20 protein-coding genes are annotated in these 24,927 nt (G+C 73.2%); 8 read left to right on the top strand and 12 right to left on the bottom strand.

Features of this window, described 5'->3' with window-relative positions:
• The first annotated feature begins 112 nt into the window (after positions 1 to 112).
• A complete protein-coding gene (gene hrpA / locus PSU4_RS22725) occupies positions 113 to 4,240 on the top strand; it encodes an ATP-dependent RNA helicase HrpA (protein WP_246115285.1) in 4,128 nt (1,375 codons plus the stop codon).
• Between the two features lie 61 nt (positions 4,241 to 4,301).
• On the opposite strand, the gene PSU4_RS33085 is transcribed toward hrpA, so the two are convergent.
• The 5 genes from PSU4_RS33085 to PSU4_RS22700 all read right to left on the bottom strand — a co-directional run bounded on the left by PSU4_RS33085 (position 4,302) and on the right by PSU4_RS22700 (position 7,020).
• Entirely contained in the window at positions 4,302 to 4,802 is a 501-nt protein-coding gene (locus PSU4_RS33085) for a DUF3558 family protein (protein WP_373866088.1), read from the bottom strand.
• A gap of 38 nt (positions 4,803 to 4,840) precedes the next feature.
• On the bottom strand, positions 4,841 to 5,173 hold the full coding sequence (locus PSU4_RS22715; protein ID WP_147112092.1) for a hypothetical protein: 333 nt from the start codon (positions 5,171 to 5,173) through the stop codon (positions 4,841 to 4,843).
• A 212-nt stretch (positions 5,174 to 5,385) separates the two neighbouring features.
• The gene (locus PSU4_RS22710; protein WP_147112089.1) at positions 5,386 to 5,937 is read right to left on the bottom strand and encodes a DUF3558 domain-containing protein; all 552 of its coding nucleotides are present in this window, start codon (positions 5,935 to 5,937) and stop codon (positions 5,386 to 5,388) included.
• Positions 5,934 to 6,266, bottom strand: coding sequence for a hypothetical protein (locus PSU4_RS22705; protein ID WP_147112085.1), 333 nt, complete (start codon positions 6,264 to 6,266; stop codon positions 5,934 to 5,936). Before PSU4_RS22705 ends, PSU4_RS22710 begins: the two co-directional genes overlap by 4 nt.
• 151 nt (positions 6,267 to 6,417) lie before the next feature.
• Positions 6,418 to 7,020, bottom strand: a complete 603-nt coding sequence (locus PSU4_RS22700; RefSeq protein WP_147112083.1) for a YoaK family protein — start codon at positions 7,018 to 7,020, stop codon at positions 6,418 to 6,420.
• Positions 7,021 to 7,069: 49 nt separating this feature from the next.
• On the opposite strand from PSU4_RS22700, the gene PSU4_RS22695 reads away from it, so the two are divergent.
• On the top strand, positions 7,070 to 8,260 hold the full coding sequence (locus PSU4_RS22695) for an acyl-CoA dehydrogenase family protein (protein WP_147112081.1): 1,191 nt from the start codon (positions 7,070 to 7,072) through the stop codon (positions 8,258 to 8,260).
• Here the strand turns inward: PSU4_RS22695 and PSU4_RS22690 are convergent.
• The 3 genes from PSU4_RS22690 to PSU4_RS22680 form a co-directional block, all read right to left on the bottom strand.
• Positions 8,253 to 8,636: a rhodanese-like domain-containing protein gene (locus tag PSU4_RS22690; protein ID WP_147112078.1), complete on the bottom strand. Its 384-nt coding sequence runs from the start codon at positions 8,634 to 8,636 to the stop codon at positions 8,253 to 8,255. The genes PSU4_RS22695 and PSU4_RS22690 overlap by 8 nt on opposite strands.
• Entirely contained in the window at positions 8,633 to 9,157 is a 525-nt protein-coding gene (locus tag PSU4_RS22685) for a cysteine dioxygenase (protein WP_147112075.1), read from the bottom strand. Before PSU4_RS22685 ends, PSU4_RS22690 begins: the two co-directional genes overlap by 4 nt.
• 221 nt (positions 9,158 to 9,378) lie before the next feature.
• Positions 9,379 to 13,536 (bottom strand): SpoIIE family protein phosphatase, encoded by a 4,158-nt coding sequence (locus tag PSU4_RS22680; RefSeq protein ID WP_147112072.1) that lies wholly within the window; start codon positions 13,534 to 13,536, stop codon positions 9,379 to 9,381.
• 146 nt (positions 13,537 to 13,682) lie between these two features.
• Between PSU4_RS22680 and PSU4_RS22675 the strand changes: the two genes are divergently transcribed.
• Positions 13,683 to 14,372: an acetoacetate decarboxylase family protein gene (locus PSU4_RS22675; RefSeq protein ID WP_147112070.1), complete on the top strand. Its 690-nt coding sequence runs from the start codon at positions 13,683 to 13,685 to the stop codon at positions 14,370 to 14,372.
• 12 nt (positions 14,373 to 14,384) lie between these two features.
• Here PSU4_RS22675 and PSU4_RS22670 read toward each other — a convergent pair whose 3' ends face one another.
• Positions 14,385 to 15,221: an alpha/beta hydrolase gene (locus tag PSU4_RS22670; RefSeq protein ID WP_246115284.1), complete on the bottom strand. Its 837-nt coding sequence runs from the start codon at positions 15,219 to 15,221 to the stop codon at positions 14,385 to 14,387.
• A 5-nt stretch (positions 15,222 to 15,226) separates the two neighbouring features.
• Positions 15,227 to 17,749, bottom strand: coding sequence for a carboxypeptidase-like regulatory domain-containing protein (locus tag PSU4_RS22665; RefSeq protein ID WP_147112064.1), 2,523 nt, complete (start codon positions 17,747 to 17,749; stop codon positions 15,227 to 15,229).
• Between the two features lie 224 nt (positions 17,750 to 17,973).
• Here PSU4_RS22665 and malQ point away from each other — a divergent pair, with 224 nt between their 5' ends.
• Positions 17,974 to 19,917 (top strand): 4-alpha-glucanotransferase, encoded by a 1,944-nt coding sequence (gene malQ / locus PSU4_RS22660; protein ID WP_246115283.1) that lies wholly within the window; start codon positions 17,974 to 17,976, stop codon positions 19,915 to 19,917.
• 41 nt (positions 19,918 to 19,958) lie between these two features.
• On the opposite strand, the gene PSU4_RS22655 is transcribed toward malQ, so the two are convergent.
• Entirely contained in the window at positions 19,959 to 20,621 is a 663-nt protein-coding gene (locus PSU4_RS22655; RefSeq protein ID WP_147112058.1) for an RraA family protein, read from the bottom strand.
• Between the two features lie 4 nt (positions 20,622 to 20,625).
• Positions 20,626 to 22,095 carry an AMP-binding protein gene (locus PSU4_RS22650; protein ID WP_246115282.1) on the bottom strand — a complete coding sequence of 490 codons (1,470 nt, stop codon included), beginning with the start codon at positions 22,093 to 22,095 and terminating at the stop codon, positions 20,626 to 20,628.
• Positions 22,096 to 22,179: 84 nt separating this feature from the next.
• On the opposite strand from PSU4_RS22650, the gene PSU4_RS22645 reads away from it, so the two are divergent.
• The 4 genes from PSU4_RS22645 to PSU4_RS22630 are packed head-to-tail and all read left to right on the top strand — an operon-like array spanning position 22,180 to position 24,848.
• Positions 22,180 to 22,515, top strand: a complete 336-nt coding sequence (locus PSU4_RS22645) for an EthD family reductase (RefSeq protein ID WP_147112052.1) — start codon at positions 22,180 to 22,182, stop codon at positions 22,513 to 22,515.
• 2 nt (positions 22,516 to 22,517) lie between these two features.
• Complete coding sequence (locus PSU4_RS22640; protein ID WP_147112049.1) at positions 22,518 to 23,315, top strand: SDR family NAD(P)-dependent oxidoreductase; 798 nt, start codon at positions 22,518 to 22,520, stop codon at positions 23,313 to 23,315.
• Positions 23,316 to 23,332: 17 nt separating this feature from the next.
• Entirely contained in the window at positions 23,333 to 23,704 is a 372-nt protein-coding gene (locus tag PSU4_RS22635; RefSeq protein ID WP_147112046.1) for an RNA-binding S4 domain-containing protein, read from the top strand.
• A gap of 4 nt (positions 23,705 to 23,708) precedes the next feature.
• Positions 23,709 to 24,848, top strand: a complete 1,140-nt coding sequence (locus tag PSU4_RS22630; protein ID WP_246115281.1) for a quinone-dependent dihydroorotate dehydrogenase — start codon at positions 23,709 to 23,711, stop codon at positions 24,846 to 24,848.
• Positions 24,849 to 24,927: the final 79 nt, after the last annotated feature.

Below are 24,927 nucleotides of genomic sequence, written 5' to 3'. Positions count from 1 at the left end.
CCGTGTCCCCGGGTCCCAACTGAAACCGCCGCTTCGAGCGGCCTGCGCGCCGAGAGGCGACCGGCACCCGGTTCGGACGTCCACCCTCACGACCAGGCACACTTTTCCCACGATGTCCTCATCACGAGCCACCGACGCACGTCACGAGCGTCCCGCCGGTGACCCCCGCGATCCCGCCGTCCCTCCGGACACCGAGTCCGGCCCCCCTGGGGACGGCCGCCCGACCCGTGGCCGGCGTCCACGCCGCCGCGGGTCCCGGGGCCCGAGCGCCACCGCGCCCGGCCCCGCCGACGCCCTCCCTGCGGCCCCGTCGCTCCCCGACGACGTCCTCACCGATCTCGCGCACCGCATCCAGGCCCTCCCGCCCGACGACGCGCACCGACTCGGCCGCAGGCTCGCCGGCGCCCGCCGCTCCGGCAACGGCACCGCGCAACAGGCCGTCGCCGACTCCGTCGCCACCGCCGAGCACCGGCTCGAACGCCGTCGTGCCGCGGTGCCGCGCATCGCCTATCCCGAGACGCTGCCGGTCAGCGCCCGCCGCGACGACATCGCCGCCGCCATCCGCGACCACCAGGTCGTGATCGTCGCCGGCGAGACGGGCTCCGGGAAGACCACGCAGCTGCCCAAGATCTGCCTCGAACTGGGCCGCGGTGTCACCGGCATGATCGGACACACCCAGCCGCGGCGGCTCGCCGCGCGCACCGTCGCCGCCCGCATCGCCGACGAGCTCGGCACCGAACTGGGCGACGTCGTCGGCTGGAAGGTGCGCTTCACCGACCAGGTCGGCGACCGCACGATGGTCAAGCTCATGACCGACGGCATCCTGCTCGCCGAGCTAGCCGGCGACCGGATGCTGCGCCGCTACGACACCCTGATCATCGACGAGGCCCACGAGCGCAGCCTCAACATCGACTTCATCCTCGGCTACCTCACGCAGCTGCTCCCCCGACGTCCCGACCTCAAGGTCATCATCACGTCGGCGACGATCGACCCGGAGCGCTTCTCCCGACACTTCGGCAACGCTCCGATCGTGGAGGTGTCGGGCCGCTCCTACCCGGTGGAGATCCGCTACCGGCCCGTCGTCGACCCCGACGACCCCGACGCCGACCCCGACCGCGAAGAGCTCGACGCCATTGGCGACGCCGTCGCCGAGCTGCAACGCGAGGGCCCCGGCGACGTCCTCGTCTTCCTGCCCGGCGAACGCGAGATCCGCGACACCGCCGACGCGCTCGCGGCCCGGGACTTCCGCAACACCGAGATCCTGCCGCTCTACGCCCGCCTGACCGCCGCCGAGCAGCAGCGGGTCTTCTCACCCCACCCCGGCAACCGGGTCGTGCTCGCCACCAACGTCGCCGAGACCTCGCTGACCGTCCCCGGCATCAAGTACGTCGTCGACACCGGCACCGCGCGCATCTCGCGCTACTCGCGGCGGCTCAAGGTGCAGCGGCTGCCGATCGAGAAGGTGTCGCAGGCGTCGGCCAACCAGCGCGCCGGCCGGTGCGGCCGCACCTCCGACGGCATCTGCATCCGCCTCTACGCCGAGGACGACTTCGACGCCCGCCCCGAGTTCACCGACCCCGAGATCCTGCGGACCAACCTCGCCTCCGTCGTCCTGCAGATGATCGCGCTCGACCTCGGCGAGATCGCGGACTTTCCCTTCGTCGAGCCCCCGGACCCGCGCGCGATCGCCGACGGCCTCGCGCTGCTCCACGAGCTGGGCGCGCTCGAGACCGGTCGTCGCAGCCTGACGCCGGTGGGACAGTCGTTGTCCCGCCTGCCCGTCGACCCCCGGCTCGGCCGCATGCTCGTCGAAGCCCACCGCACCGGCTGCCTGCGCGAGGTACTCGTCATCGCCGCCGCGCTCTCGGTGCAGGACCCACGCGAGCGCCCCGCCGAGCAGCGCCAGGCCGCCGACGCCGCGCACGCCCGCTTCGCCGCCGACGGCTCCGACTTCCTCGCCTACATGCGACTGTGGGACTACCTCGCCGAGCAGCGGGAAGTGCTGTCGGGCAACAAGTTCCGTCGACAGCTGCGCGACGAGTTCCTGCACTACCTGCGCGTGCGGGAATGGTGGGACCTGCACGGACAGCTGCGCCAGGCCGCGCGCTCGGCGGGCATGTCCCTGTCGGACGGCGCGGCCGACTGGAGCGGTTCCGCCGACCGCATCCACACCGCCGTGCTGTCCGGGCTGCTCTCCCAGGTGGGTCTCCTCGACGACCTCGCAGAGAAGAAGGACCGCCGCGCGCAGAAGGAGTACCTCGGCGCGCGCGGCGCGAAGTTCGCCATCTGGCCCGGGTCGGCGTTGGCGCGCAAGAACCCACGCTGGGTGATGGCCGCCGAGCTCGTCGAGACCTCACGGCTGTGGGCGCGGACCGTCGCCCCCATCAAGCCCGAGTGGATCGAGCCGCTCGCCGGGCACCTCGTCAAGAAGACCCACTCCGAGCCGCACTGGTCGCGCAAGCGCGCCTCCGCCGTCGCCACCGAACGCGTGACGCTGCACGGCATCCCCGTCGTCGCCAACAGGACCGTCGAGCTCGGCCGCATCGACCCCGAGCTCGCCCGCGACCTGTTCATCCGCCACGCGCTCGTCGAGGGCGACTGGGACACCCGGCACACGTTCTTCCACGCCAACCGCTCCCTGTTGGACGACGCCGAAGACCTCGAACACCGCGCCCGCCGACGCGACCTCGTCGTCGACGAGGAAGTGCTCGTCGAGTTCTACGAGACGCGCATCCCGGAGTCCGTCGTCTCCGGCCGGCACTTCGACTCGTGGTGGAAGAAGGAGTCACGCCGGCGCCCCGACCTGCTCGACTACACCCCCGAGTTCCTGGCGACGACCACCGCCGCGCAGGTCGACCGCTCCGCGTACCCCGACCAGGTCGAAGCCGGCGGACTCAGCCTGCCCCTGTCCTACGCCTTCGAGCCCGGCCACCACAGCGACGGCGTCACCGTCGACGTGCCCGTCGCCGCGCTCCAGCAGGTCGACGCCACCCCGTTCACCTGGCAGGTGCCAGGGCTGCGCGAAGAGCTCGTGACCGCCCTGATCAAGACGCTGCCCCGCGCGTTGAGACGGCAGTTCGCGCCCGCGCCCGACCACGCCCGCGCGGTGCTGTCGCGGCTGCAGGTCGGCGGTATCGATCCTGACGAGCCGCTGCTCGACGGCCTCGAACGCGAGCTGGGCCGCATGCGCGGCATCGTGATCCCCCGCGACGCCTGGGAGCTCGACCGGCTCCCCGACCACCTCACCGTCACTTTCCGTGTCATCGACGAGAAAGGTGCCGAGCTGGCCCGCGGCACCGACCTCGACGCCCTGCGCTCACGATTGGCGCCGAAGGTCCGCGAGGAGATCGCCGCCGCCGGCGCCTCAGTGGAACGCACCGGGCTCACGACCTGGTCCATCGCAACCCTGCCACGGGAACTGGCGATCACGCGGGGGCGCAACGTCGTCACCGGATACCCCGGGCTCGTCGACCGCGGCTCGACCGTCGACGTCCGCGTCTTCGCCACCGTCGCCGAACGCGACGCCGCCCACCGCCGCGGCCTGCGCCGCCTCCTGCTCTCGGAGACGCCGTCGCCGGTCAAACAGGTCGTCCGCGACCTCGACAACGCCACCAAGCTCGCACTGTCCCGCAACCCGCACGGCAGCGTCCCCACACTCCTCGACGACTGCGTCACCGCCGCCGCCGACCACCTGATCGCCCGCGCCGGCGGCCCCGCCTTCGACCAGGCCGCCTACCTGCGGCTACGCACCATCCTGCGCAGCCACCTCGCCGGGACCACGGTCAAGACCCTCGAAGCCGTCCGCGTCGTGCTCGACCACTGGCACCGCGTCCAGGCGCTGCTCGCCGACATGACCGCCCCCGCCCTCCGCGCCGGCGTGGCCGACGTCCGCGCCCAGCTCGACACCATCACCGGCCCTGGCTTCGTCACCGCCGCCGGGCCCTCGAAACTCGCCGACGTCGCCCGCTACGTCCACGGTGTCGAGATCAGACTGGAGAAGCTGCGCGTCGATCCCGCCCGCGACGCCGCCTGGACCGCCGAGGTCCGGGTCGTCGCCGACGAGTACGACGCCGACCTCGCCGCCCTCCCCGACGGCACCGACCCCCCTCCCGGCCTGCGGGAAGTGGGCTGGATGATCGAGGAACTACGCATCTCCCTCTACGCCCACCCCATGCGCACGAGACACCCCGTCTCCATCAAACGCATCCAACGCGCCCTCGACGACCTCCCCACCCCGTGAGCGGCGATAGTCGCTATAGCGACTATCGCCACTCACGAGGCCACACGCGCCGGGACCCGGCTCAGCGGGAGCGGGCCGTCGCGATGATCAGTTCGAGAGCGCTGGTCGCATGCCCGCACGCTTCCTCACGCGTACTCCGCTCCGGTCGGCCGTTCCAGAAGTAAGACACAGTGGCGAGGCGCCCATCCGGAAGCTCCGCGAAGAACAAGCACGAGCGGTTCACGATGGACTCACGTGAGGATGTGCTCAGAGCTGGCAGACCGCTGATCAATTCATCCTTCGGGCTCGGATAGTTGCGCTTCACGTCCGCAAGACGATACGCACTCGGAAGGACGCCTCCTTGAAGCCAGTCCGGCCCTCCCCCAGGGTTTTCCCAACGGCAGAATCGCGCGCCCTCCAGCGGAATCTCTGTCGACTCCTCGCCGTCCCCAACCCCCAGGATTCGGCGCTGGTCGGGGCTCAGGAGTCCACACGGATCGGGATCGGCGTCGGTGAACACGCCGGGCGATCGACTTCCCGCCGTCGGCGTGCCCGCAACCTCGGCGACACATCCGCTCGCCATCAAGCCAACCACCAGGAAAACGACTAGGCGCATCACTCTCATTCGTCGAACGCCGTTGCGATGTCCGCCTCTGCGATTCCGTAGGCACGAGCCGCTTCGGCGACCGCGTAGGCCAGGTTCTCCAAGTCGATCACCTCACGCTCGTATGCCGCGAACAGCAGGACAGCTCGCTCATTGAACGCTGCCTCTGCATCCTCTGACACAGGATCGCCTCCGCAGCGCCCCATGCGGACCCAGTCGTTATCCTCGAGCACTTTCCTCAACCGCTGGGCTTCCCCGGTAAGGACGGCACCGACCTTCAACACGTTCTCGCGGTCGATCGCCATCCCGGCTGCCGTCTCGGCAAAGCGGGCGGGGACGTTGTTGAGCATGATCGGGATCGTAAGGCCGACCTCGTCCCCAGGTGGCCGATTCCGACAGATCGTGTGCACCCGCACGGCGACATGCACACCAGCGCGGTTCCTCCCCGTGCACGAGCAGCGCTCACGTGCATCTCGCGGCTCCGCGCCGGACCAGCACCTGCCGAGACCTACACGAGTGCTGTCGGTTCCGCCCCCGGGCAGCACTGACGTTGGTATCGGCGTCAGCGGGACTGCACGGTCTCGACGATCCGTTCCAAGACCCTGGTTGCACGCTCACACGCGATGGTGTGCGTCATTCCCTCGTCGCGTGCCGCCCAGAACGATGCATCGGCGAGGCGGCCGTCCGGCAACTCGGCGAAGACGTAGCAGGAAAGCTCACCTGAGAGACCACCGATCGACCCGCTCACAGCAGGTCGCCCCGCGACTGTGTAGTCCTGCGGCAATTCGTAGCCACGCCGGATGTTCGCGAGCGTGTGGTTGTTCGGCAGAACAGCGCCCTGGTAGGTGCCGCCGTTGAACTCTCGCGCCTGCCACCCACAGAAGTCTGCGCCCTTGAGTTGCACGTCCTCCACTCGCTTGCCGTCCCGGAGACCGAGGTGGTCCCGCTGGAATTCATCCAGCAGCCCACACGGGTCGCTCTCGCCGGGAACGAGCCGGGGGCTTCGGGCCTGCTCGGACGCACCGACTACCGAAGGTTGGTCCCGTTCTTCACTCGCGCAGCCCGCCAGCAACAGGCCGAACAGTACAACGACGACCGCGGTGACGGCTTTCATCGCTCGAGCGATCGGGCGATGTCCTCGTCGGACACTCCGTATGCACGTGCCGACTCCGCCACAGCGGTTGCCAACTGCCGGAGGTCCAGGACGTACTTCGCGTAGGAGTCCACCAGCAATTCCGCGCGCTGATTGAACGCCAACTTCGCGTCAGCGGACACCGGGTCTCCTCCGCACAGGTCGGCCCGAGCCTGCCCGTTCTGGGACAACACCTCATCGAGCCGGGCAGCCTCCCTCGAGAGCGCCTTCGCGACTTCGAGGACGTTGTCGCGGTCGATGCGCATTTCCGCGGTCTCGTGAGCGAAGCGAGCGGGGACGTTGCGGAGCATGATCGGGAGCGTAGAGCGCGTGGCTCCGGCCGCGCGGGGATTCCGACAGATCGGGTGCACCGCACCGGCCGAGATGCACACCCCGGCTGTTCTGCCGAGGGAGCTCGGGCAGCGCTCAGGTGCATCTCGGCCGAGGCCGAGGTGCGCAGGGTCAGGCGTGCCAGGGCTGTTCGTGGCGGGCCAGGAGCGCGGCGGTGATGCCCACCCCGCCGAGGACGACGAGCACGGCGATGAACCCGGCGTGACTTCCGATGTGGGCGACCAGCAGGGCGCCGCAGAGGGCGCCGATCAGCATGCTGAGGACGACGGCGCCGCGGCGGAGGGCGGCGTCGGTGCGGCGGTGGTCGGCGGCGAAGCCGGTGAGGGTCATGGTGACGACGCTGGTGGTTATGTCGGGGACGCCGATGCGTCGGGCGGTGGCGGTCTGCAGCCCCATGGCTGCGGTGGCGACCCCGGCGACGGCAGTGGTCGCGACGGGTCCGCCCTGGCGCAGGTGCACGAACAGGGAGACGACGAGGCAGCCGGCGAGGAGGGTGAACTGGATGCCGAGGGCGTTGCGGAGCAGGAGGGGCCGGCTGTTGCCGAAGCGTTGGGTCAGGGTTCCGCCGCCGACTGCGCCGACGACGAACCCGACGACGGCGATGACGGAGGGCAGGAGGGCGAAGCCGTCGATGCCGGCGAGGGCGAATCCGATGAAGACGACGTTGCCGGTCATGTCGGCGCCGAGGTGGGGCCGCTCCACCGCGGCGGTCAACCAGGATCGTGGAGCGGCGGACAGTACGTCGTTGTGCCAGCCTGATCGGATGGCGGAGTACGCGCACCTGGGTGAGTCGCTGGGCACGGATTTCTTCTCGGTGCGGGAGCAGTTCACCGAGGAGCAGTGGGAGCGGTTCGCGACGACGCGGAAGTTCGTCGACTCGGAGGTGCTGCCGGGGGTCGGGGATCTGTGGGAGCGGGCGGAGCTGCCGTGGGAGCTGATCCGGCGGTTGCCGGAGCTGGGAATCGTGGGTGAGGACATCCGCGGTCATGGTGCGGCGGGGATGAGCCCGATGGCGTGCGGGTTGGTGCACATGGAGTTGCATCGTGGGGACGGGTCGTTGGGGACGTTCCTGGGTGTGCATGCGGGCCTGGCGATGCAGTCGATCGCGATGTGCGGATCGGAGGAGCAGCGGGGGCGGTGGCTGCCGTCGATGTCGACGTTGGACAAGGTGGGGGCGTTCGCGTTGACGGAGCCGGACCACGGGTCGGACTCGGTGGCGTTGGAGACGTCGGCGCGCCGCGTCGGGGACCACTGGGTGCTGGAGGGCCGGAAGCGCTGGATCGGCAACGCCACGATCGCGGATCTGGTCGTCGTGTGGGCGCGGGACACGGATTCGGGTGAGGTGAAGGGTTTCGTCGTCGAGACGCCCACGGACGGGTTCGAGGCCACCGCGATCTCGGGGAAGTTGTCGCTGCGGTCGATCCAGCAGGCCGACATCACGCTCACCGGCGTGCGGGTGCCGGAGGAGAACCGGCTGGTGAATGCTCGGACGTTCGACGACTGTGCGCGGGTGTTGGCCAACACCCGCGCGATCTGCGCGTGGATGGCGTTGGGCCACGCGACGGCGGGCTACGACGCGGCGTTGCGCTACGCGAAGGAGCGGACGCAGTTCGGGAAGCCGTTGGCGTCGTTCCAGATCGTGCAGCAGCGGCTGGTGCACATGTTGGCGGATCTCACGGGGATGCAGCTGTACTGCATGCAGATCGGTCGGCTGGCCGACGCGGGCCGGCTGTCTCCGACGGTGGCGGGCCTGGCGAAGATGAACAACACCCGGGCGGCGCGACGCATCTTGTCGGAGGCGCGGGACCTGTTGGGCGGCAACGGGATCTTGCTGGAGCACCACGTCGCGAGGCATTGGGCCGACATCGAGGCCGTGCACACGTTCGAGGGGACGGAGACGATCCAGACGTTGATCGTCGGCCGGGACGTGACGGGGATCGGCGCCTTCAGCTGAGGCTGACGGGAAGGCCGGCGGCCTTCCACGCCTGGAAGCCGCCGTCGAGGTCGGTGGCGTTGTGCAGCCCGATGTCCTGCAGTGACGCGGCGGCAAGGCTGGAGGAGTAGCCCTCGGAGCACACGACGATCCAGGTGACGTCGTGGTCGGTGGCTTCGGGGATCCGCGCGTCAGAGGTGGGGTCGAGGCGCCATTCGATGTGGTTGCGCTCGATCAGGAGCGCGCCAGGCAGTGAGCCTTCCGCGTCCCGCTGCCACTGGGGGCGGGTGTCGACGAGGATGGCGCCCTTCTCCCGCAGGTCGGCGGCTTCTTCCGGGCCGACGCGGTGCAGCCGCGCGCGGGCGTCGGCGAGGACGTCGTCGATCGTGCGGGTCATCCCACTCCCTGGGTCGAGCCGGGCTCGGTCAGCTCGGAGCGGACGCGTCGCAGCCGACCACCGGTCACGTCGTAGTACGACATCGCGGTCAGGGGCGGAGAGTACGCGTGGACGCTGACGGCGGGGTCGGCGGACGGGTTGGACACTTCGTGGACGTGCCCGGGCCCGAAGCCGACGGATCGGCCGGCGTGCAGGGTGCGGGTCCGCAGGCCGGTGTCGGGCACGGACCAGAACTCCTCGGTCAGCCTGCCGGTGACGACGGTGAGGGCGCCGAGGGAGCCGGCGTGGTCGTGCAGCTCGGCGGCTTGTTCGGTGGCCCAGCTGATCAGCCAGACGTCGACGAAGTCGTTGCCGTGCAGGCGCTTGTACCAGCGGTGGTCGGGGTCGACGTGGACCTCGTGGATGCCGGCGCGTACGTCGGCGGCGACGCGGCGGGTGAGGCCGGTGAGGTCGGCGAGGTCGGCGAGGTCGGGTGCGGGGCCGTTGAGGGTCAGGGCCGGGCTCGGGGCGTGCAGCAACACGGTCGTGCTCCAGTGCGGTCGGGCGGGGTGTGGGCCGGGGTCAGAGCCGGCGTCGACAGCACTGGTCGAAGTGGTCGGCCCGCCGCGTGCCCCAGATGGGGCCGAGGTGCGCAGCGGGAGCCATGGCCACAGTTGAGCACAGCAGCCGCCTCGCGAGCCACCTCGTCCCAGCTCCCGGGAGCGGGATACGGCCGAACGGTGGGAAATGTCCGACAGGACGGTCAGGCGTCGGCGATCGCGATGACGGTGTCGAGGGCGGCGAGATGCAGGATGCGCCGGGCCGCGCTCGCGGGCGGGGTGACGACGGTCAGCGCGGCCCCCGTCGCACCCGCCTGCTCGGCGAGCTCGGTCAGCAGGGCGACGCCGGCGCTGCTGACGTAGCAGTCACCGGGCAGGGTCAGTACGAGCGATGTGCCGGCGGAGCCGCGGTCGAGCAGCCCGGCGCGGACCTCCTGGACGCCGGCGAGGTCGAGATCCCCGATGACGACGACGCGGCGCACACCGGCGCCCGCTGCTGCCGGCGGCAGGGTTCGCGACTCCTGCACCCGCGGCGACCAGGCCCGACGCGTCTCCGACGGCTCGGAGACGGCGACGGGGACGGGCGGCATCCGGAAGGAGACGGCGGTGCCGGCGTCGCCGGCGACGACCTCGACGTCGGTGGCCAGCTCCCGGATCAGGACGAGCCCGCGGCCTCGGTAGCCGGGGTCGGCGGGCGGGGGGCGCCACGTGCCGTGGTCGGTGACCCGGACGGCGACGGTCGTGTCGGGCAGCAGGTCGAGGTCGACCTCGACGAGCCCGTCGGTCCCGGCCGGGTACGCGTGCTCGACGGCGTTGGTGGCCGCCTCGCCGAGGGCGAGCTGCAGGTCGGTGACGGCGTCGGCGTCGACACCTGCCTCGGCGCACCAGCGGGCGACGACGCGACGGAGCCCGGACAGCTCCTTGGGCTCGGCGGCCAGCTCGAGCCGCAGCGGCGCGGGTAGCAGCCGGGCGAGGACGAGGGCGGTGTCGTCGGGGACCGCGCTCCCCTCCGACATCCGCTCGAGCAGCGCGTCGGCGCTCGGCTCGGGCCGGGTGCCCGCGAGGTCGCCGAAGACGGAGACGAGTCGGCCCATGCCTTCGTCGATCACCTCGGTGCGGCGTTCGAACAGGCCGTCGGAGCACAGCAGGATCGTCTCGCCGGGTTCGAGCCGCCCGTCGGCCTCGACGAACGGGGGCCTGCCGAAGACGCCGAGTGGGGTGCCGCGGCCCTCGTCGAGCAGCCGGACACCGTCGGGGCCGGAGACGAGCGGTGGCGGGTGCCCGGCGCAGGCGTAGCGGAGGTCGCCTGTGCCGCAGTCGATCACGGCGCAGACGACGGTGCTGGCCAGGGCCCCCGCGACCCGGCGGGCGAACAGGTCGAGCTGTTCGAGTGCGTCGGCGGGCGACTGGCCGTTGACGAGGTTCGCGGCGAGCGCGCTGCGCAGCTGCCCCATGACCGCGGCCGCCGACGGGCCGCGCCCGACGACGTCGCCGACCACCAGCGCGAACCGCTGGTCGCCGAGGTCGAGAACATCGAACCAGTCACCACCGGCCTCCGTGCCCTCGGTCCCCGGCTGGTAGCGCGTGGCCATGGCCAGACGTTCGGTCTTCGGGAGGGTCTGGGGCAGCAGGCTGCGCTGCAGGGTGACCGCGACCTCGTGCTCGGCCTGGTGCAGCCGCGCCCGCATGACGGCCTGGGCGCACTGGCCGCCGAGGGTCAGGACGAAGCTGCGCCGTTCCGGGGTGAACTGTGGTCGCGTCGCGAAGCGGAAGCCGAGGACGCCGATCGTGCGGCCGCCGACGAGCAGGGGGAGTGCGGTGTGCGCGGGCCACGGCCCGTCGGCGGGGTCGACCGACCAGATCGGGTCCCCCGACCGCACGGCCGCCGCGAGCGGGTGCTCGGCCGTCGGGAGCAGGACGTCGCCCTCCGGGCCCGACCAGCCCTGCTCGCTGACCGAGTGGAGGGCGCCGGACTCGTCGGTCAGGCAGACGACGACCGCCTCCGCCTGCAACGCCGACAGCCCGTGGTCGACGATCACGTCGGCCACCGACTGCAGGTCGGTCGCGCGGGCCAACGCCGTGGCGACGCCCGCGAGCCGCTCGGCGACGCGCCGCCCCTCGGTCTCGGCCACCAGCAGCGACGAGCGGTCCAGAGCCTGCGCGGCGAGCTCGGCGACGGCCGTCGCGGCCTCGCGGTCGCTCACCGAGAACGTCCGCGGTTCGCGGAACCCCACCGCCATCACACCGACGCTGCGCTGCCCGACGGCCAACGGCAGCAGCCCGACCGCGCCCAACCCGTCGGGCCGGCCCTCGACCAGCTGCGGCCAGCGGGCCTCGACCTCCGCCGGGCTGGACAGCCAGACGGGGCGTCCCGACTCGACGACGTTCGTCGCCGCGTCCGACGCCGACAGCGCCACCGACGACCACGCCCGCTGCGCCGACAGCCCCCAGCCGGTGCGGGTCAGTGCCTCGAGCCGGCCGTCGCGCAGCTCCCACACCCCGACGACGGGCGCCCCGAGCAGCATCTCCATGTGCCGGGCCGCGATCGCCGCGACCTCGCCGGGGGTGGCGGCGGCCGACATCTCCGCCGTCGCCCGGTGCAGCAGCCCCAGCCGCTGCGCGGACGCACGTTCGAGCTCCAGCAGCCGCGCGTTGTCGATCGCGACGCCCGCCCGGCGTCCGATCTCGGTGAACACCTCGCGGTCGTCGTCGGTGAACGCGGGCGAGCGGTGGCAGCGGCCGGCACCGAACAGGCCGAGCATGCCGCCGCGCGCCGTCAGCCGGACGGCGACGACGGAGTGCATGCCCATCCTGCGCCACAACGGGTCGATGCCGTCGTCGACGAAGAGCTCGGCCGGGTCGAGCAGCCGGGCCGCACCGGACGCGAGGGTCTCGCGGCGCATCGTCGGGGAGCTGACCAGGTCGCGCAGCATCGACTCGTGCGCGACCTCGTTCGCGGCCACCGCACTGACGACGAGCGTGTCGTCGCTCGCGCCCTCGTGCACCCTGGCCACGTCGGCGAGGCCCTCGGCGACGGCGAACCGGGCGAGGGCGGCGAGCCGGCCGGTCGCGGTCAGCTCGGCGTCGAGCGTGTCGCCCAGGGCCGCGTACAACCGGTGCCGACGCTGCTCGCGGTGCCGCTCGTCGATGTCCAGGCAGCCGCCGACGTAACCTGCCGCACGATCGCCGGCCCCGATCGGCGCGCCGCGGTCGAGCACCCAGCGGTAGCCGCCGTCGCGGTGCCGCAACCGGAACTCCACCTCGAACGGCGCCTCCGCCGCGACCGCGGCCGCCGTCACGGCACGGTGCCGGGCCCGGTCCTCCGGGTGGATCCGCTCACGCCAGTCGGCCAGCTCGCTCACCGGGTCCGACACACCGGTGAAGTCCAGCCAGCCACGGTTGACGAACACGCGGTGCCCGCCGACGTCGTCGACCCAGATCAGCGCGGGCGTGGCGTCGGCCGTGGCGCGGAACTGCAGCTCGGCGGCCCGCCTGGTGCGCCCCAGGTGCAGATGGTTCGCGACCCGCGCGAGCAGCTCGCGCGGCGAGAACGGCGTGACCAGGTAGTCGTCGGCACCGGCCGCGAGGCCCGAGACCGCCGCCTCCTCGCCGGTCTGCTCCGACAGCATGACGACGGGCAGGCCCGCGGTCCGGGCGTCGGTACGCAGGGCACGCAGCAGGCCGATGCCACCGGTGCCCGGGAGCGCGACGTTGGCCACCACCAGGTCCGGCAGCTCCGACAGCGCCGCCTCCAGCGCCTGCCCGGCGTCGGCGACCGCCTGCACCGTCCAGCGTTCGGCCAGCAGCCGCAGCAGGTGGTCGCGCGTCGCGGGGTCGCTCTCCACGACCAGCACCCGCTCCCGGCTGCCCGGGAGCGGCTCCGGTGCGGCGGCGAGCCGCACCGAGCGACCCGCCTCCCGCACCACGACGAGGACGCCCGCGACGCTGCCGTCGAGCTCCCTGACGGGACTGTAGGCGTGGTCGCGCAGGCTCTCCTCCTCGCTGCCGCCGCGCCGGATCATGATGACGTCGTCGCGGCGTTCCCGCGGCTCCCCCGTCTCCAGCACGCCGCGCAGCGTCGGGCCGAACCGTCGCCAGACGCCGTCGCCCACCTCGTCGGCGGGACGTCCGTACGCGTCGGGATGCAGGTCGCCCAGGCCGTCGACCATCGCGTCGTTGTAGAACACGACCAGCTCGGGACCCCAGCACACCACCAACGGCTGCGGCGACGACGCGATCGTCCCCAGCGTCTGCGTCAGCGCCGCGGACCACCCGGACTCGGGGCCCAGGGCGGAGGCCTCCCAGTCGGTCGACGCGTGCAGCGACGCGACGTCGGCAGGCCTGCCGGTCGGGTCGATCACCGGCACCTCCCTGCCCCCGACGACGACTCGCAGAGTCACAGCGTGCCATCTCCGCACTCTCCCGGCATTCCCCGGTGGCCCCACCGGGCCGCCGCCGTCCCGACCACCGGGTTCCGGCACCCCGCCCACCCGGGTAGACCAGGTGCATGAACGTGATCGTCGAGGGCCGGACACTGACGTTCCCGGTGCGGATCGCCGACGCGACCGCGGTGGCCGGGTGCTGGGTCGTCCGCGCCGCCGACGTTCGCCCCCTGCTGCGCGGCACCGGTTTCGACGTCGCCGCCGTCGCCGGGCGCACACTCGCCGTGCTGGCGCTGCTGCGGTACCGGGTCAACGACCTCGGCGTCTACGACGAGCTCGGTCTCGCCGTGCCCGTCCGCCACCGGGGCCGGCTCGGCGCGCACCTGCTGCAGCTGCCCGTCACCGCGCCGTTCACGATGGCGGCCGGACGGCAGCTGTGGGGTCTGCCCAAGTGGCTCGCCGAGGCTTCACTGGACGTCGGGCCGCGCGGCGCGACGAGCCGGTGGGGCGTCGCCGGCCGGACCGTTCTCGACGTGGAACTGCGGACGCCGCCGGCTCGCCTGCCCGTCTCGGTCCCGGCCCGGTTGACCGCGCTCGCCGCACGCGACGGCGCCGTCCTACGCTCCCCGGTCCGCGGCCGGGCGCGAGGGCTGCGGATCGGCCTCGGCACGGCCGCCCGCCTCGTCGCGCACAGCCCGCACCCGCTCACCGACGACCTCCGCGCCCTGCGGCTCACGCGCCGGCCGCTGCTGACCGTCGGGATCGAGCACCTGTCGTTCGAGATGGACCCCGCCTCGCACGAGGCGTCGGCCTGAGCCGGACCCGGGTCAGCGGTGCGCGGCCAGCCATTCCCGCAGGTCGGCCAGCGGCTGCTCGCGCTCGGGCTCGTTGTAGATCTCGTGCCACAGCCCGTCGTACCAGCGGACCGTCGCATCCGGTGACCCGTTGAGCGACTCCAGCAGCCGCGTCCCCGCCGGATCTGTCAGCTCGTCGGCCGTCCCGTGCTGGATCAGGACCGGCAGCCGCAACGCCCGCGACCGCTCCGGCAGCGTCGAGAACTGTCCGACGAGCCGCGACGCCAGCCCCAGCGTCGGGTTGCCGTGGTGGTTGAGCGGGTCGGCCCGGTAGGCGGCCACCACCGCCGGGTCCTTGCTGATCTTCGTGACGTCGATGCCGGTCGGCCGGATCGTCGGCAGCACCTTGGCCACCTGGGTCAGCACCAGGACCAGCGGCTTCGGCGCGGCCGGGCTCGCCAGCGCCGGCGCCGACAGCACCGCGCCGCGCAGCACGTCCTGGTGCTCCAAGGCGTAGGCGAGCGCGATCTGCCCGCCCATGCTGTGGCCGAGGACGAACACCGGCAGGTCCGGGTGCCGCGCCGTGACGGTGCGGCGGAAAAGGTCGAAGTCCGACAGCCAGTCCATGTAGTCGTCGAGGTGCGCCCGGCGGCCGTTCGAGCGCCCGTGGCCACGGTGGTCGAGCGCGTACACCGCCCACCCGTCGGGGACCAACGTGTCGACGACGTTGCCGTAGCGGCCGCCGTGCTCGCCCAGCCCGTGCGACACCAGGACGACGCCGGTCGGCTCGGCGGGTTCGGTGCCCTGCCAGAACAGCTCGACGCCGCGGGCGCCCACGAGCCTGCCCTCGACGTGCCGCTCCCCGGCCATCCCGCTCAGCCGCCCAGTGTCGCGCTGACCGGGTCGAGGACGACGTCGTGCGTCGCCGTCGCGCCCGGCTCGACCTTGACCTGCGCCGCCACCGGGTCGTGGCGCGGTGCCGTCACCGCAATCGTGTACTCGCCGCTCGGGAGGTCGTCGATGCGGTAGTCGCCGGTCGCCGCCGTGCGCGTGGAGTCGACGACCTCGCCCTCCTCGATCAGCGAGACCGACGCCCCGCCGACGGGACGACCCGACGCGTCGCGGACCCGGCCCGCCACCGCCGACGACGTCGCCAGCACGAGCGCGATCTCCTCGCCCGACGCCTCGCCCGAGATCGTCGTGACCGTGGGCTGGTGTCCCGCAGCCGAGGCGACGACGACGAAGCCGTCGGCGTCCCCGTCGCTCGGGCCGGTGAGGGCGCCGCGGCCGTCGTCACCCGCGGTGGCCTCCGCGAGGCCCTGGCCGCGACCGTCGAGCAGCCGCACCGTGGCACCCGTCAGTGCCTCGCCGTCGCGGCCGACGACGCGGAACCGCACGGACCCGTCGTCCCAGCCCGCTGACGCCGCCACGGGTGCGGGCTCCGGAGTCGAGGCCGACGCAGGCTCGGTCGGCGCCGTGGTACCAGTGGGATCGGTGGGCTCGGTGGTCGGCGCGGGCGCCGGGGTCACCGCGGCCAGTCCGAACGCCGGGGTGGGGTCCTTGGCCACCGGGCGTTCGACGCTCTCGTCGTTCTCCGAGTCGTCGATGTCGGCCCAGTCGGAGAACCCGGCGAGGGCATCTGCATCTGTACCGGCCGCAACGGCCGCGACCTCGGGGGTCTCGGGAGCCTCGGGGGATGCGCTGTCGGGTCGGGATCCGGCCCGGCGGGTCACGAGGCTCGCGATCGACGCCCCGGTCGCGACGACCGGCGCGGTCGTGTCCCGGCCGGTCCCGACCTCCACGGCCGACCCGGGCGCAGCAGCCTCGGCCCTCTCCGGCTCGGCCTGCTTCGGCTCGGCCTGCTTCGGCTCGGCCTTGTCCGGCTCGACCTTGTCCTGCTCGGCCGGCTTCGCGGGCTCCTGCGGCGTGGCGGCGTCGGCCTCCGCGGGCTCGGCCTTGGCGGGCGCGGCCTCCGCGGGCTCGGCCTTGGCGGGCTCGGCCTTCGCGGGCACGGCCTCCGCGGGCTCGGCCTCCGCGGGCAGGGCCTTGTCCGGATCCGGCGTCGTCGCTCGATCCTCGGACCGGGGTCGGAGTCCCACCACGACCCCGCCCGCCGCCGCAGCGGCACCCGCGACGATCGCCGCGACCGACGGGGCCTTCGAGGACGGCTCGTCGGGTGCCTTCTCCACGCTCGACCCAGCCTGCGGGGCGATGGCGTCGTCGGCGGGGCGCGTCGGCTCGAACCAGGCGGTCGCGCGGCCGGCGCCACCGATCGGGGCGGACGCCCCGGTCGAGGCAGGAGCCGGGCCGTCGGTGGACGGGGTCTTCGGCGACGGGGCGGTCGGCGACAGGGCGGTCGGCGACGGGGCCTCGGTGGCCGGCGTCGCCGCGGCGGGCTCCTGATCCCCGGACCCGGGGGCGGCGTCGGGCACGGGGTCGGTCAGGCGCACCGTCCGCGTGACCGGGCGCGGCGCCGGGAGGTCGGGCGTTCCCGCGGCGGACGCCCCGGCCGATCCGGGCACCGCCGGCGGCCGGCCGCGGCCCGCGGCGTGGCGTGCCGTCGTGCCGGTGGCTGTGGGGCCCGCGGGAGCCGGGGGCGCGGTCGGCGTGGTGCGAGCGGCGGGGCGGCGGTCCCCGACGGGTGCGAGCCAGCGCCAGTCGGGCTGGTCGTTCGACGGTGTGGACTCGACCGGCCCTGCCGCGGGCAGGACCAGGGAGCCGTCGGGGATGCGGTCCCACGGCGGGCTGACGTCGCCACGGTCGACCGGGCCGGCGGGGGCGGCCTCGGGCTCCAGCTCGGGCTCCGCCGCGACCGCGGCCGGCGCTGACGGAGCTGCGGGCGCCTCGGCCTCGGGCGTGCGCGGGCGGGGCTGCGGCAAACCGAGCGACGGGCCCGCAGCAGCAGCGGCGGGAGAGGCCGTGGCGGCGGGAAGGGCAGCGGGCGAGGCGGCGGCGGGCGAGGCGGCAGCACCGCGACCCGCGGCCGCTGCCGCGCCTGCGACGGCGACACCGCCGGCGGCGACAGCCGCACCCGCCCCGGTCGCGGCAGTGCTCCCGGCGGCGGGGGCGGAGTCGGCAGGGCCGGACGTCGTGGCCGCAGGTGACTCGGACGGCGTGGGATCGGACGGCTGCGCGGCGGCAGCGGGCTCGGACGCGGATCCAGCCGGAGACGCCGATCCTTCGGTACCGACCACGTCGTCCTTCGGGGCGGAGGGCGGCGGCGGCGCGGCGGGAGTCGCGCTCACGGCTCCCGACTCCTCGGCCTTGAGCCGCACGAGGTCCGCGACGGTTCTCGGCCCGGTCTGTGTCTCGCCACCTCGCTTGGTGCGCAACAGGAAGAACGCGAGCAGTCCGCCGACGACGATCACGCCCAGCAGGATCAACCCGATCTCGGTCATCGAAAAATTCTCTCCCGCCAGATCGGTCCACATCGCCCATCCGAAGCGGCGACCGTAGCACCGCGAAGCGCCCGTTTCCGCTGCGCCGCACCGTTACGGGGGCAGGACCACGCGGTCGGGCGCGTCCGAATGCCGACCCCCCACGGTGGGTACGGATGCCCTCGGCGACGATCGTCGCCTGCGCCGCCCGTGGGGGTGGTGTCGTGGACCGAGGAGGACCCGCCGTGTTCCGTCCCGACGACGACCTGACGGCGCTCGCTGCCGCGCACGGCGTCGCCACCTCCTATCGTGACGGCGACCGCCGGGAGGTGGTGGTCGATCCCGAGGTCGTGGTCCGGGTACTGGGCCTGCTCGACGTCGACGCGACGACCCCGCAGGCGCGTCGGGCCGCCCTGGCGACGGCACCCGCGCCGGACCGGCTGCCGGGGACGATCGCGCTGCGCACCGACCGGGCCCGCCCGGTGCCGGGCGCGGGGACCCTGACCACGGAGGACGGCGACGTCGTCGAGGTCGACGGCGAGCTGCCGGCCGGGCTGCCGCCGGGCTACCACGCGCTGGACCTGGGCGGGCGGACGGCGACAGTCGTCGTCGCTCCGCCCGCGCTGCCGGAGCCGCCGCGGACGTGGGGCTGGATGCTGCAGCTGTACGCGCTGCACTCGGGCTCGTCGTGGGGGATCGGCGACCTGGGCGACCTGCGGGAGTTCGCCGGCTGGACGGGCGATGCCCACGGCGCCGACGCGATCCTGCTGAACCCGTTGCACGCGATCACTCCTGTGCCGCCGGTGCAGCCGTCGCCGTACACGCCGTCGAGCCGCCGGTTCGTCACACCGCTGGCGTTGCGCGTCGCCGATCTCGACGCCTACGCGGCCGCCGACGCCGTGACCCGTGCCGAGGTCGACGCGTTGCGCCCGGAGACGGTCGGCGACCGCATCGCGCACGACCGGGTGTGGGCGGCGAAGCGTGCCGCGCTGGAGCTGCTGTGGCGCGCGGCGGGCCGTCCGGAGCCACGCGACGCGGGCGAGGACCTGTGGGAGTTCGCGACGTACTGCGCGCTGGCCGAGCGTTGGGGCGCCCGCTGGTCGTTGTGGCCCACCGGGTTGCGTGATCCGCGGTCGGCCGAGGTCGCGACGGCCCGGCGCGAGCTGGCGCCGCGGGTGGCGTTCCACGCGTGGGTGCAGCAGCAGACGCAGGCGCAGCTGGGGGCGGCACGTGCGGCGGCCCGGGACGCGGGCATGCGGATCGGGCTGATCGGGGACCTGGCGGTCGGCTGCGACCCGGAGGGCGCGGACGCGTGGGCGTTGCAGGACGTGCTGGCGCTCGGGGTGAGTGTCGGGGCGCCGCCGGATGCGTTCAACCAGCGCGGCCAGGCGTGGGGTCTGCCGCCGTGGCGGCCCGACCGGCTGGACGCGACGGGATACGCCGCGTACCGGGATCTGTTGCGCTCCTTGCTCTCTCATGCCGACGGTCTGCGGATCGACCACGTCGCCGGGCTGTTCCGGCTGTGGTGGGTGCCGCCGGGCGAGGGCCCGGACCGCGGCACCTACGTGCACTACGACGCGGATGCGATGCTCGCGGTGCTGACGCTGGAGGCGCACCGGGCGGGCGCGATCGTCGTCGGGGAGGATCTGGGGACGGTCGAGCCCGAGGTGACGGAGGCGTTGCAGGAGCGGAACATGCTGGGCTCCACGGTGATGTGGTTCGTCCGCGACGAGGACGCGCCGGGGATGCCGCTGCTGCCGCCGGGCCGGTGGGCGGAGCAGGCCGTCGCGACGATCTCGACGCACGATCTGCCGACGGCCCCTGGCTTCCTGCGCGGTGAGCACGTCCGGGCCCGCGCGGAGCTGGGTCTGCTCGACGACGTTCCCGCCGAGGAGGCGCGTGCCGCGGCCGAGCGCGCGGAGCTGGTGGCGCTGCTGGTGGCGGAGGGCCTGCTCGACTCCGCCGACGCTCCGGAGGACGCGGTCGTCGTGGCGATGCACCGGATGTTGGGGCGCAGCAGGTGCCGGCTCGCGCTCGTCGCCCCCTACGACCTCGTGGGTGAGGTCAGGCAGCCGAACCTGCCGGGCACGGTGGACGAGTATCCGAACTGGCGGCTGCCGCTCGGGGTGTCGGTGGAGGAGCTGCGTCACGACCCCAGGATCGCCGCTGTCCTGCCCTTACGGGACTGAGTCCACAGAGTTGTCCACAGGTGGATCCCGTTGTGGACAACTCAGGGGGTGAAGCGCAGCGCGCTCCGTTTTCCGTCGGCCAGCGCTGCCAGGTGCTCGACGAGGGTGGTCATGCCGGGAAGGTCGCGGCCCTCGGCCATCCCGGCCAGCAGGGCGGCCTCGGCCCGCTCGACCTCCTCGGCGCCGGGGACGGCCGCGGCGAACTGGTCGACCGTCCCCACGACGAGCCCGTCGTCGTCGCCGACGACCAGGTCCCCGGGTGAGACGGTGACCCCACCGATCTGCACGGCTTCACCGTGGCGACCCGGGTTCACGGTCGTGCCCGCCATCGGCGTCGACCCGCGCGCGTAGACGGGCAGCCCGACCTCGGCGATGCCGGCGCGGTCGCGGCAGTACCCGTCGACGACGATCCCGGCCAGCCCGCACCGCTTCGCCTCGGTGGCGAACAGCTCGCCGGAGACAGCTCTGCGCCCGCCCTCGGTGGCGACGACCAGCACCGACCCGGCCGGTGCCTCGCGGATCGCGACGAGCAGTCCGAGGTGGTCGTCGTGTGCGACGACGGTCGTCGCCGGGCCCGCGAGCCGGGTCCCGGGGACGAGGGTGTGGATGGCGGGATCGACCGCGCCCAGCGTCTTGTCGGCGTCGCACACCGACGACACCTGCAGCGTGCGCAGCCGGTCGAGCAGAGCGGGGAGGTCGGTCATGGCCTCATCGTGGCGGGACCGCGCCCGTGGCGCACCCTGTCCGTGCGGCGCGCAGGGCGCTGCGCCGGATCTTGCCGGTATCGTCGCGCAGCTGTTCGTCGGTCTGCTCGAACGTGCGCGGCAGTTTGGGCCGGGCCAGCCGCGTCGCCAGATGGGCGCGCAGGTCGTCCTCGACCTCGGCGAGCGGCACCGAGAGCTGCACGATCGCGTGCACGGCGTTGCCCAGGTCCTCGTCGGGCAGCCCGATCACCGCGCTGCCCAGCACCGCCGGGTGCTCCGACAGAGCAGCCTCGATCTCGGCCGGGTACACGTTCGCCCCGCCGACGAGGATCATGTCCGAGCGCCGGTCGGCGAGGTAGAGGTAGCCGTCCGCGTCGAAGTGGCCCATGTCCCCCAACGACTCCCAGCCGTCGCGGGCGCGGACCTCGGCACCGATGTAGTGGTAGGTGGTGGTGTCGCCGTCGGGGCGCATCCAGATCTCGCCGACCTCGCCGGGGGGCAGCTCGACCCCGTCGTCGCCGCACACCTTCATGGACCCGCGGGTCACCTGCCCGACGGATCCGGGGTGTGCGAGCCAGTCGACGCCGTCGATCATCGCGCTGGCCTGCGACTCCGAGCCCGCGTACAGCTCGATGACCCGCTCCGGCCCGAACCAGTCGAGGAAACCGCGTTTGACGTGCTCGGGGCACGGCGCGCCGACGTGCAGGACCGTCCTGATCGACGTCAGGTCCGCCGCGGCGCGCTCCTTGTCCGGCAGTCGCAGCAGACGCCCCATCATCGTCGGGACGACGTAGAGCCACGTGACGCCGTGCCGCCCGACGAGGTCCAGCGTCTCCGCGGCGTCGAACCGCCTCATGATCACGACGTGGTGGCCCTGCAGCAGCGCCATGAGCGAGAACATGAAGGGCGCGTTGTGGTACAGCGGCGCGGTGACGAGGAAGACGCCGTCGCGGTCGATGCGCAAGGTCGGCGCCCGCGCGAGGACGGCCTCCATCGTCGGCGCCTGCCCGGCGACGATGATCTTCGGACGGCCCGTGCTGCCACCGGAGGTGGGTGCCTTCCACGAGGGCCCGATCACCGGCGGCAGTGGCTCGGCCGACTCGTCGGAGGGGTCGTGGTCGGCGGGCAGCCACGCCCGCCCGTCGCCGGGGTCGACGCCGACGACGAGCGCGGCGTCGGCGAGCGCGACGATCGCCTCGAGCTCGCCCGCGGGCAGCTTGTGCGACACCGGGAGCGGCACCGCGCCGAGCTTCCACGCCGCGACCGAGCACTCGAGGTGCCGGACGCCGTTGGACACCGCGATGGCCACCATCGAGCCGTCGACGACGCCCCGCGCCGCGAATGCGCGCGCCAGCCGGTTCGTCCGGTCCTCGAACTCGGCGCGGCTCACGGTGACGTCGTCATCGGTCACGGCGGGCGCATCGGGAGCCGCGGCGGCCAGACCGCGCAGCCCCTCGCCCAGAGAGGTCGGCACCTCGTCACGATCACCCACGTCCCCGCTCGTGGGCAACCACAGGACCGCTTGACATCGGTTCGGACGCGACGTTGTGTGCGAGTCATGTACAAGCTCATCGCGACGTGGTCGGCCCCGCCCGCAGCGCAGCTCGACGAGTTCGAACGCCACTACGAGTCGGTGCACGCACCTGCCGCGGCGAAGGTGCCGCATCTGCGCCGGATCGTGCTGACGCGGACCGCCGACGGCCTCGAGGGCGGCCGGCCCGGCTTCCACCGGGTGGCCGAGATGCTGTTCGACTCGCCGGAGGCGCTGGCCGAGAGCAGCCGTTCCGACGAGTGGGCGGCGATGCGCGCCGACGCCGGGGAGATGGTCGAACGCTTCGGCGTCGACCTGACCGTCGCACTGGGCTGGGAGACCGAGCTCCCGCTGGGGAGCTGATCTTGGACCTCCAGCTGCGTGGGAAACGGGCCGTCGTCACGGGTGGGAGCAGCGGCATCGGGCTCGCGGTCGCCGACCTGCTCGCCGAGGAGGGTGCCGACGTCGCGCTCGTCGCCCGCCGCAAGGAACCCCTCGACGCCGCCGTCGAGCAGGTCGGCCGCCACGGCACCCACGTCCTCGCCGTGCAGGCCGACACCGCCGACGACGACTCCGTCCGCGCCATGGCCTCTACCGTCGTCGCCGAGCTGGGCGGCGTGGACGTCCTCGTGAACTCCGCGGCCCGCCCCGCCAGCCTCATCCCGCAGCGTGGTCTCGACGAGCTGACCGACGACGACGTCCGCATCGAGCTCGAGACCAAGCTCCTGGGCTACCTGCGGTGCGCCCGGGCGCTCGCGCCGTCGATGGTCGCGAACGGCTGGGGGCGGATCGTCAACGTCTCGGGCCTCAACGCCCGCCAGTCGGTCTCGATCCCGGGGTCGGTCCGCAACATCGCCGTCGCCGCCATGTCCGCCGCGCTCGCCGACGAGCTGGGGCCCAAGGGCGTCAACGTGTCCGTCGTGCACCCGGGCATGACCGTCACGCGCGGCACCGAGGAGCTCATCGCGTCCCGCGCCGAGGCGCAGGGGATCGACGAGGCGACGATGCGCGCCCGCGCCGAGTCCGGCACCCGCATCGGCCGGCTCGCCACCGCGGCCGAGGTCGCCGACGTCATCGTCTTCCTCTGCTCGCCACGCTCGGTCGCGATCGCCGGCGACGCCATCGCGGCAGGCGGCGGCGCACGCGGCGTGACCCACTACTGATCGGGCATCATCGTTCGATGGAGTCGACGCGTCTCGACCGCTGGCTGTGGTCCGTGCGGCTGACGAAGACCCGGTCCGACGCGGCCGCCGCCTGCCGTGGCGGCCACGTCAGGGTCAACGACAAGCCCGCGAAACCGGCCACGCCCGTGAAGGTGGGCGACCACATCCGGGCCCGCGTCAACGACCGCACCCGCATCGTCGAGGTCGTTCAGGTCATCGAGAAGCGGGTCGGGGCACCTGTCGCCGAAGCGTGTTATGTCGACAACACCCCGATCGTGCCGCCGTCCGAATCCGTTCCGGTGGCATACCGGGACCGCGGGGCCGGACGCCCCACGAAGCGTGATCGGCGCGTCCTGGACGAGTGGCGTCGCGGCCTCAGCCCACCCTGACAGCGTGCACTCTGGGGTGCCCAGCAAGATGGGCTCCATGTACGACGCGCTGTACCGACATCTGCTGCGCCGGATCCCTGCCGAACCCGCGCACCGCGCGGCCTTCGGGCTCATCCGCGCCGCGGCCGGTCCCGCGCCCTTCGGCACGGCGTGGGCGGCGATGTCGGGCACGCCCGACCCCGTCCTGCGGTCCGAGGTCATGGGCATCGACTTCCCCGCGCCCCTCGGTCTCGCCGCGGGCTTCGACAAGGACGGGAAGGGCGCCCGCGCGCTGGCCCGCCTGGGGTTCGGCTTCGTCGAGATCGGGACGGTCACCGCCCGCGCCCAGCCCGGCAACCCCAAGCCGCGCCTGTTCCGCCTGCCCGACGACAACGCGCTCGTGAACCGCATGGGGTTCAACAACTCCGGTGCCGACGCCGTGGCCGCGCGCCTGCGTGCGCACCGCGACGCCCGCGGCGAGAAGGCCATCATCGGAGTCAACATCGGCAAGAGCAAGGCAGCCGAGCCCGACGAGGCGATCGCCGACTACGTGCGGTCCGCCGAGCTGCTCGCGCCGTATGCCGACTACATGGTCGTCAACGTCAGCTCCCCGAACACTCCGGGCCTGCGCGACATGCAGCAGGTGTCGGTCCTGCACCCGCTGCTCACCGAGGTGCACACAGCCATCCGCCGCACCTGCCCGGACACGCGGGTCCCGCTGCTCGTGAAGATCACGACGGACCTCGCCTCCGAGGACATCGACGCCGTCGCCGACATGGCCACGGAGCTGGGCCTCGACGGCGTGGTCGCGACGAACACGACCGTCTCCCGCACCGGACTGGTCACGCCGCCGAGGGTGCTGGAGCAGATCGGCAACGGCGGCGTGTCAGGTCGTCCGCTGTCCGCGCCGGGCCTCGCCGTCGTGCGACGTCTGCGGGAGCGCCTCGAGGGCAAGCTGACGATCATCTCGGTGGGCGGCATCGAGACCGCCGCCGACGCCTACGCTCGCATCCGGGCCGGTGCCTCCCTCGTCCAGGGCTACACCGGGTTCATCTACAAGGGGCACCGCTGGCCGGTGCGGCTGCACCGCGAGCTCGCGCGACTTCTGCACGAGGACGGTTTCTCCTCGCTGGGCGAGGCCGTCGGCGCGGACGCCCGTACCTGATTCTTTCCCACGCCGAGTTCGACAGGAGAACGGTCCGGACGGCCCCCCGGGCCGGCCTGACGTCGAGATCGGCGCAGCA

It is taken from the genome of Pseudonocardia sulfidoxydans NBRC 16205 (assembly GCF_007989085.1).
Lineage (GTDB): Bacteria > Actinomycetota > Actinomycetes > Mycobacteriales > Pseudonocardiaceae > Pseudonocardia > Pseudonocardia sulfidoxydans.
The sequence above is the reverse complement of the archived record's forward strand: the minus strand, read 5'-3'. Positions and strand labels throughout refer to the sequence as shown.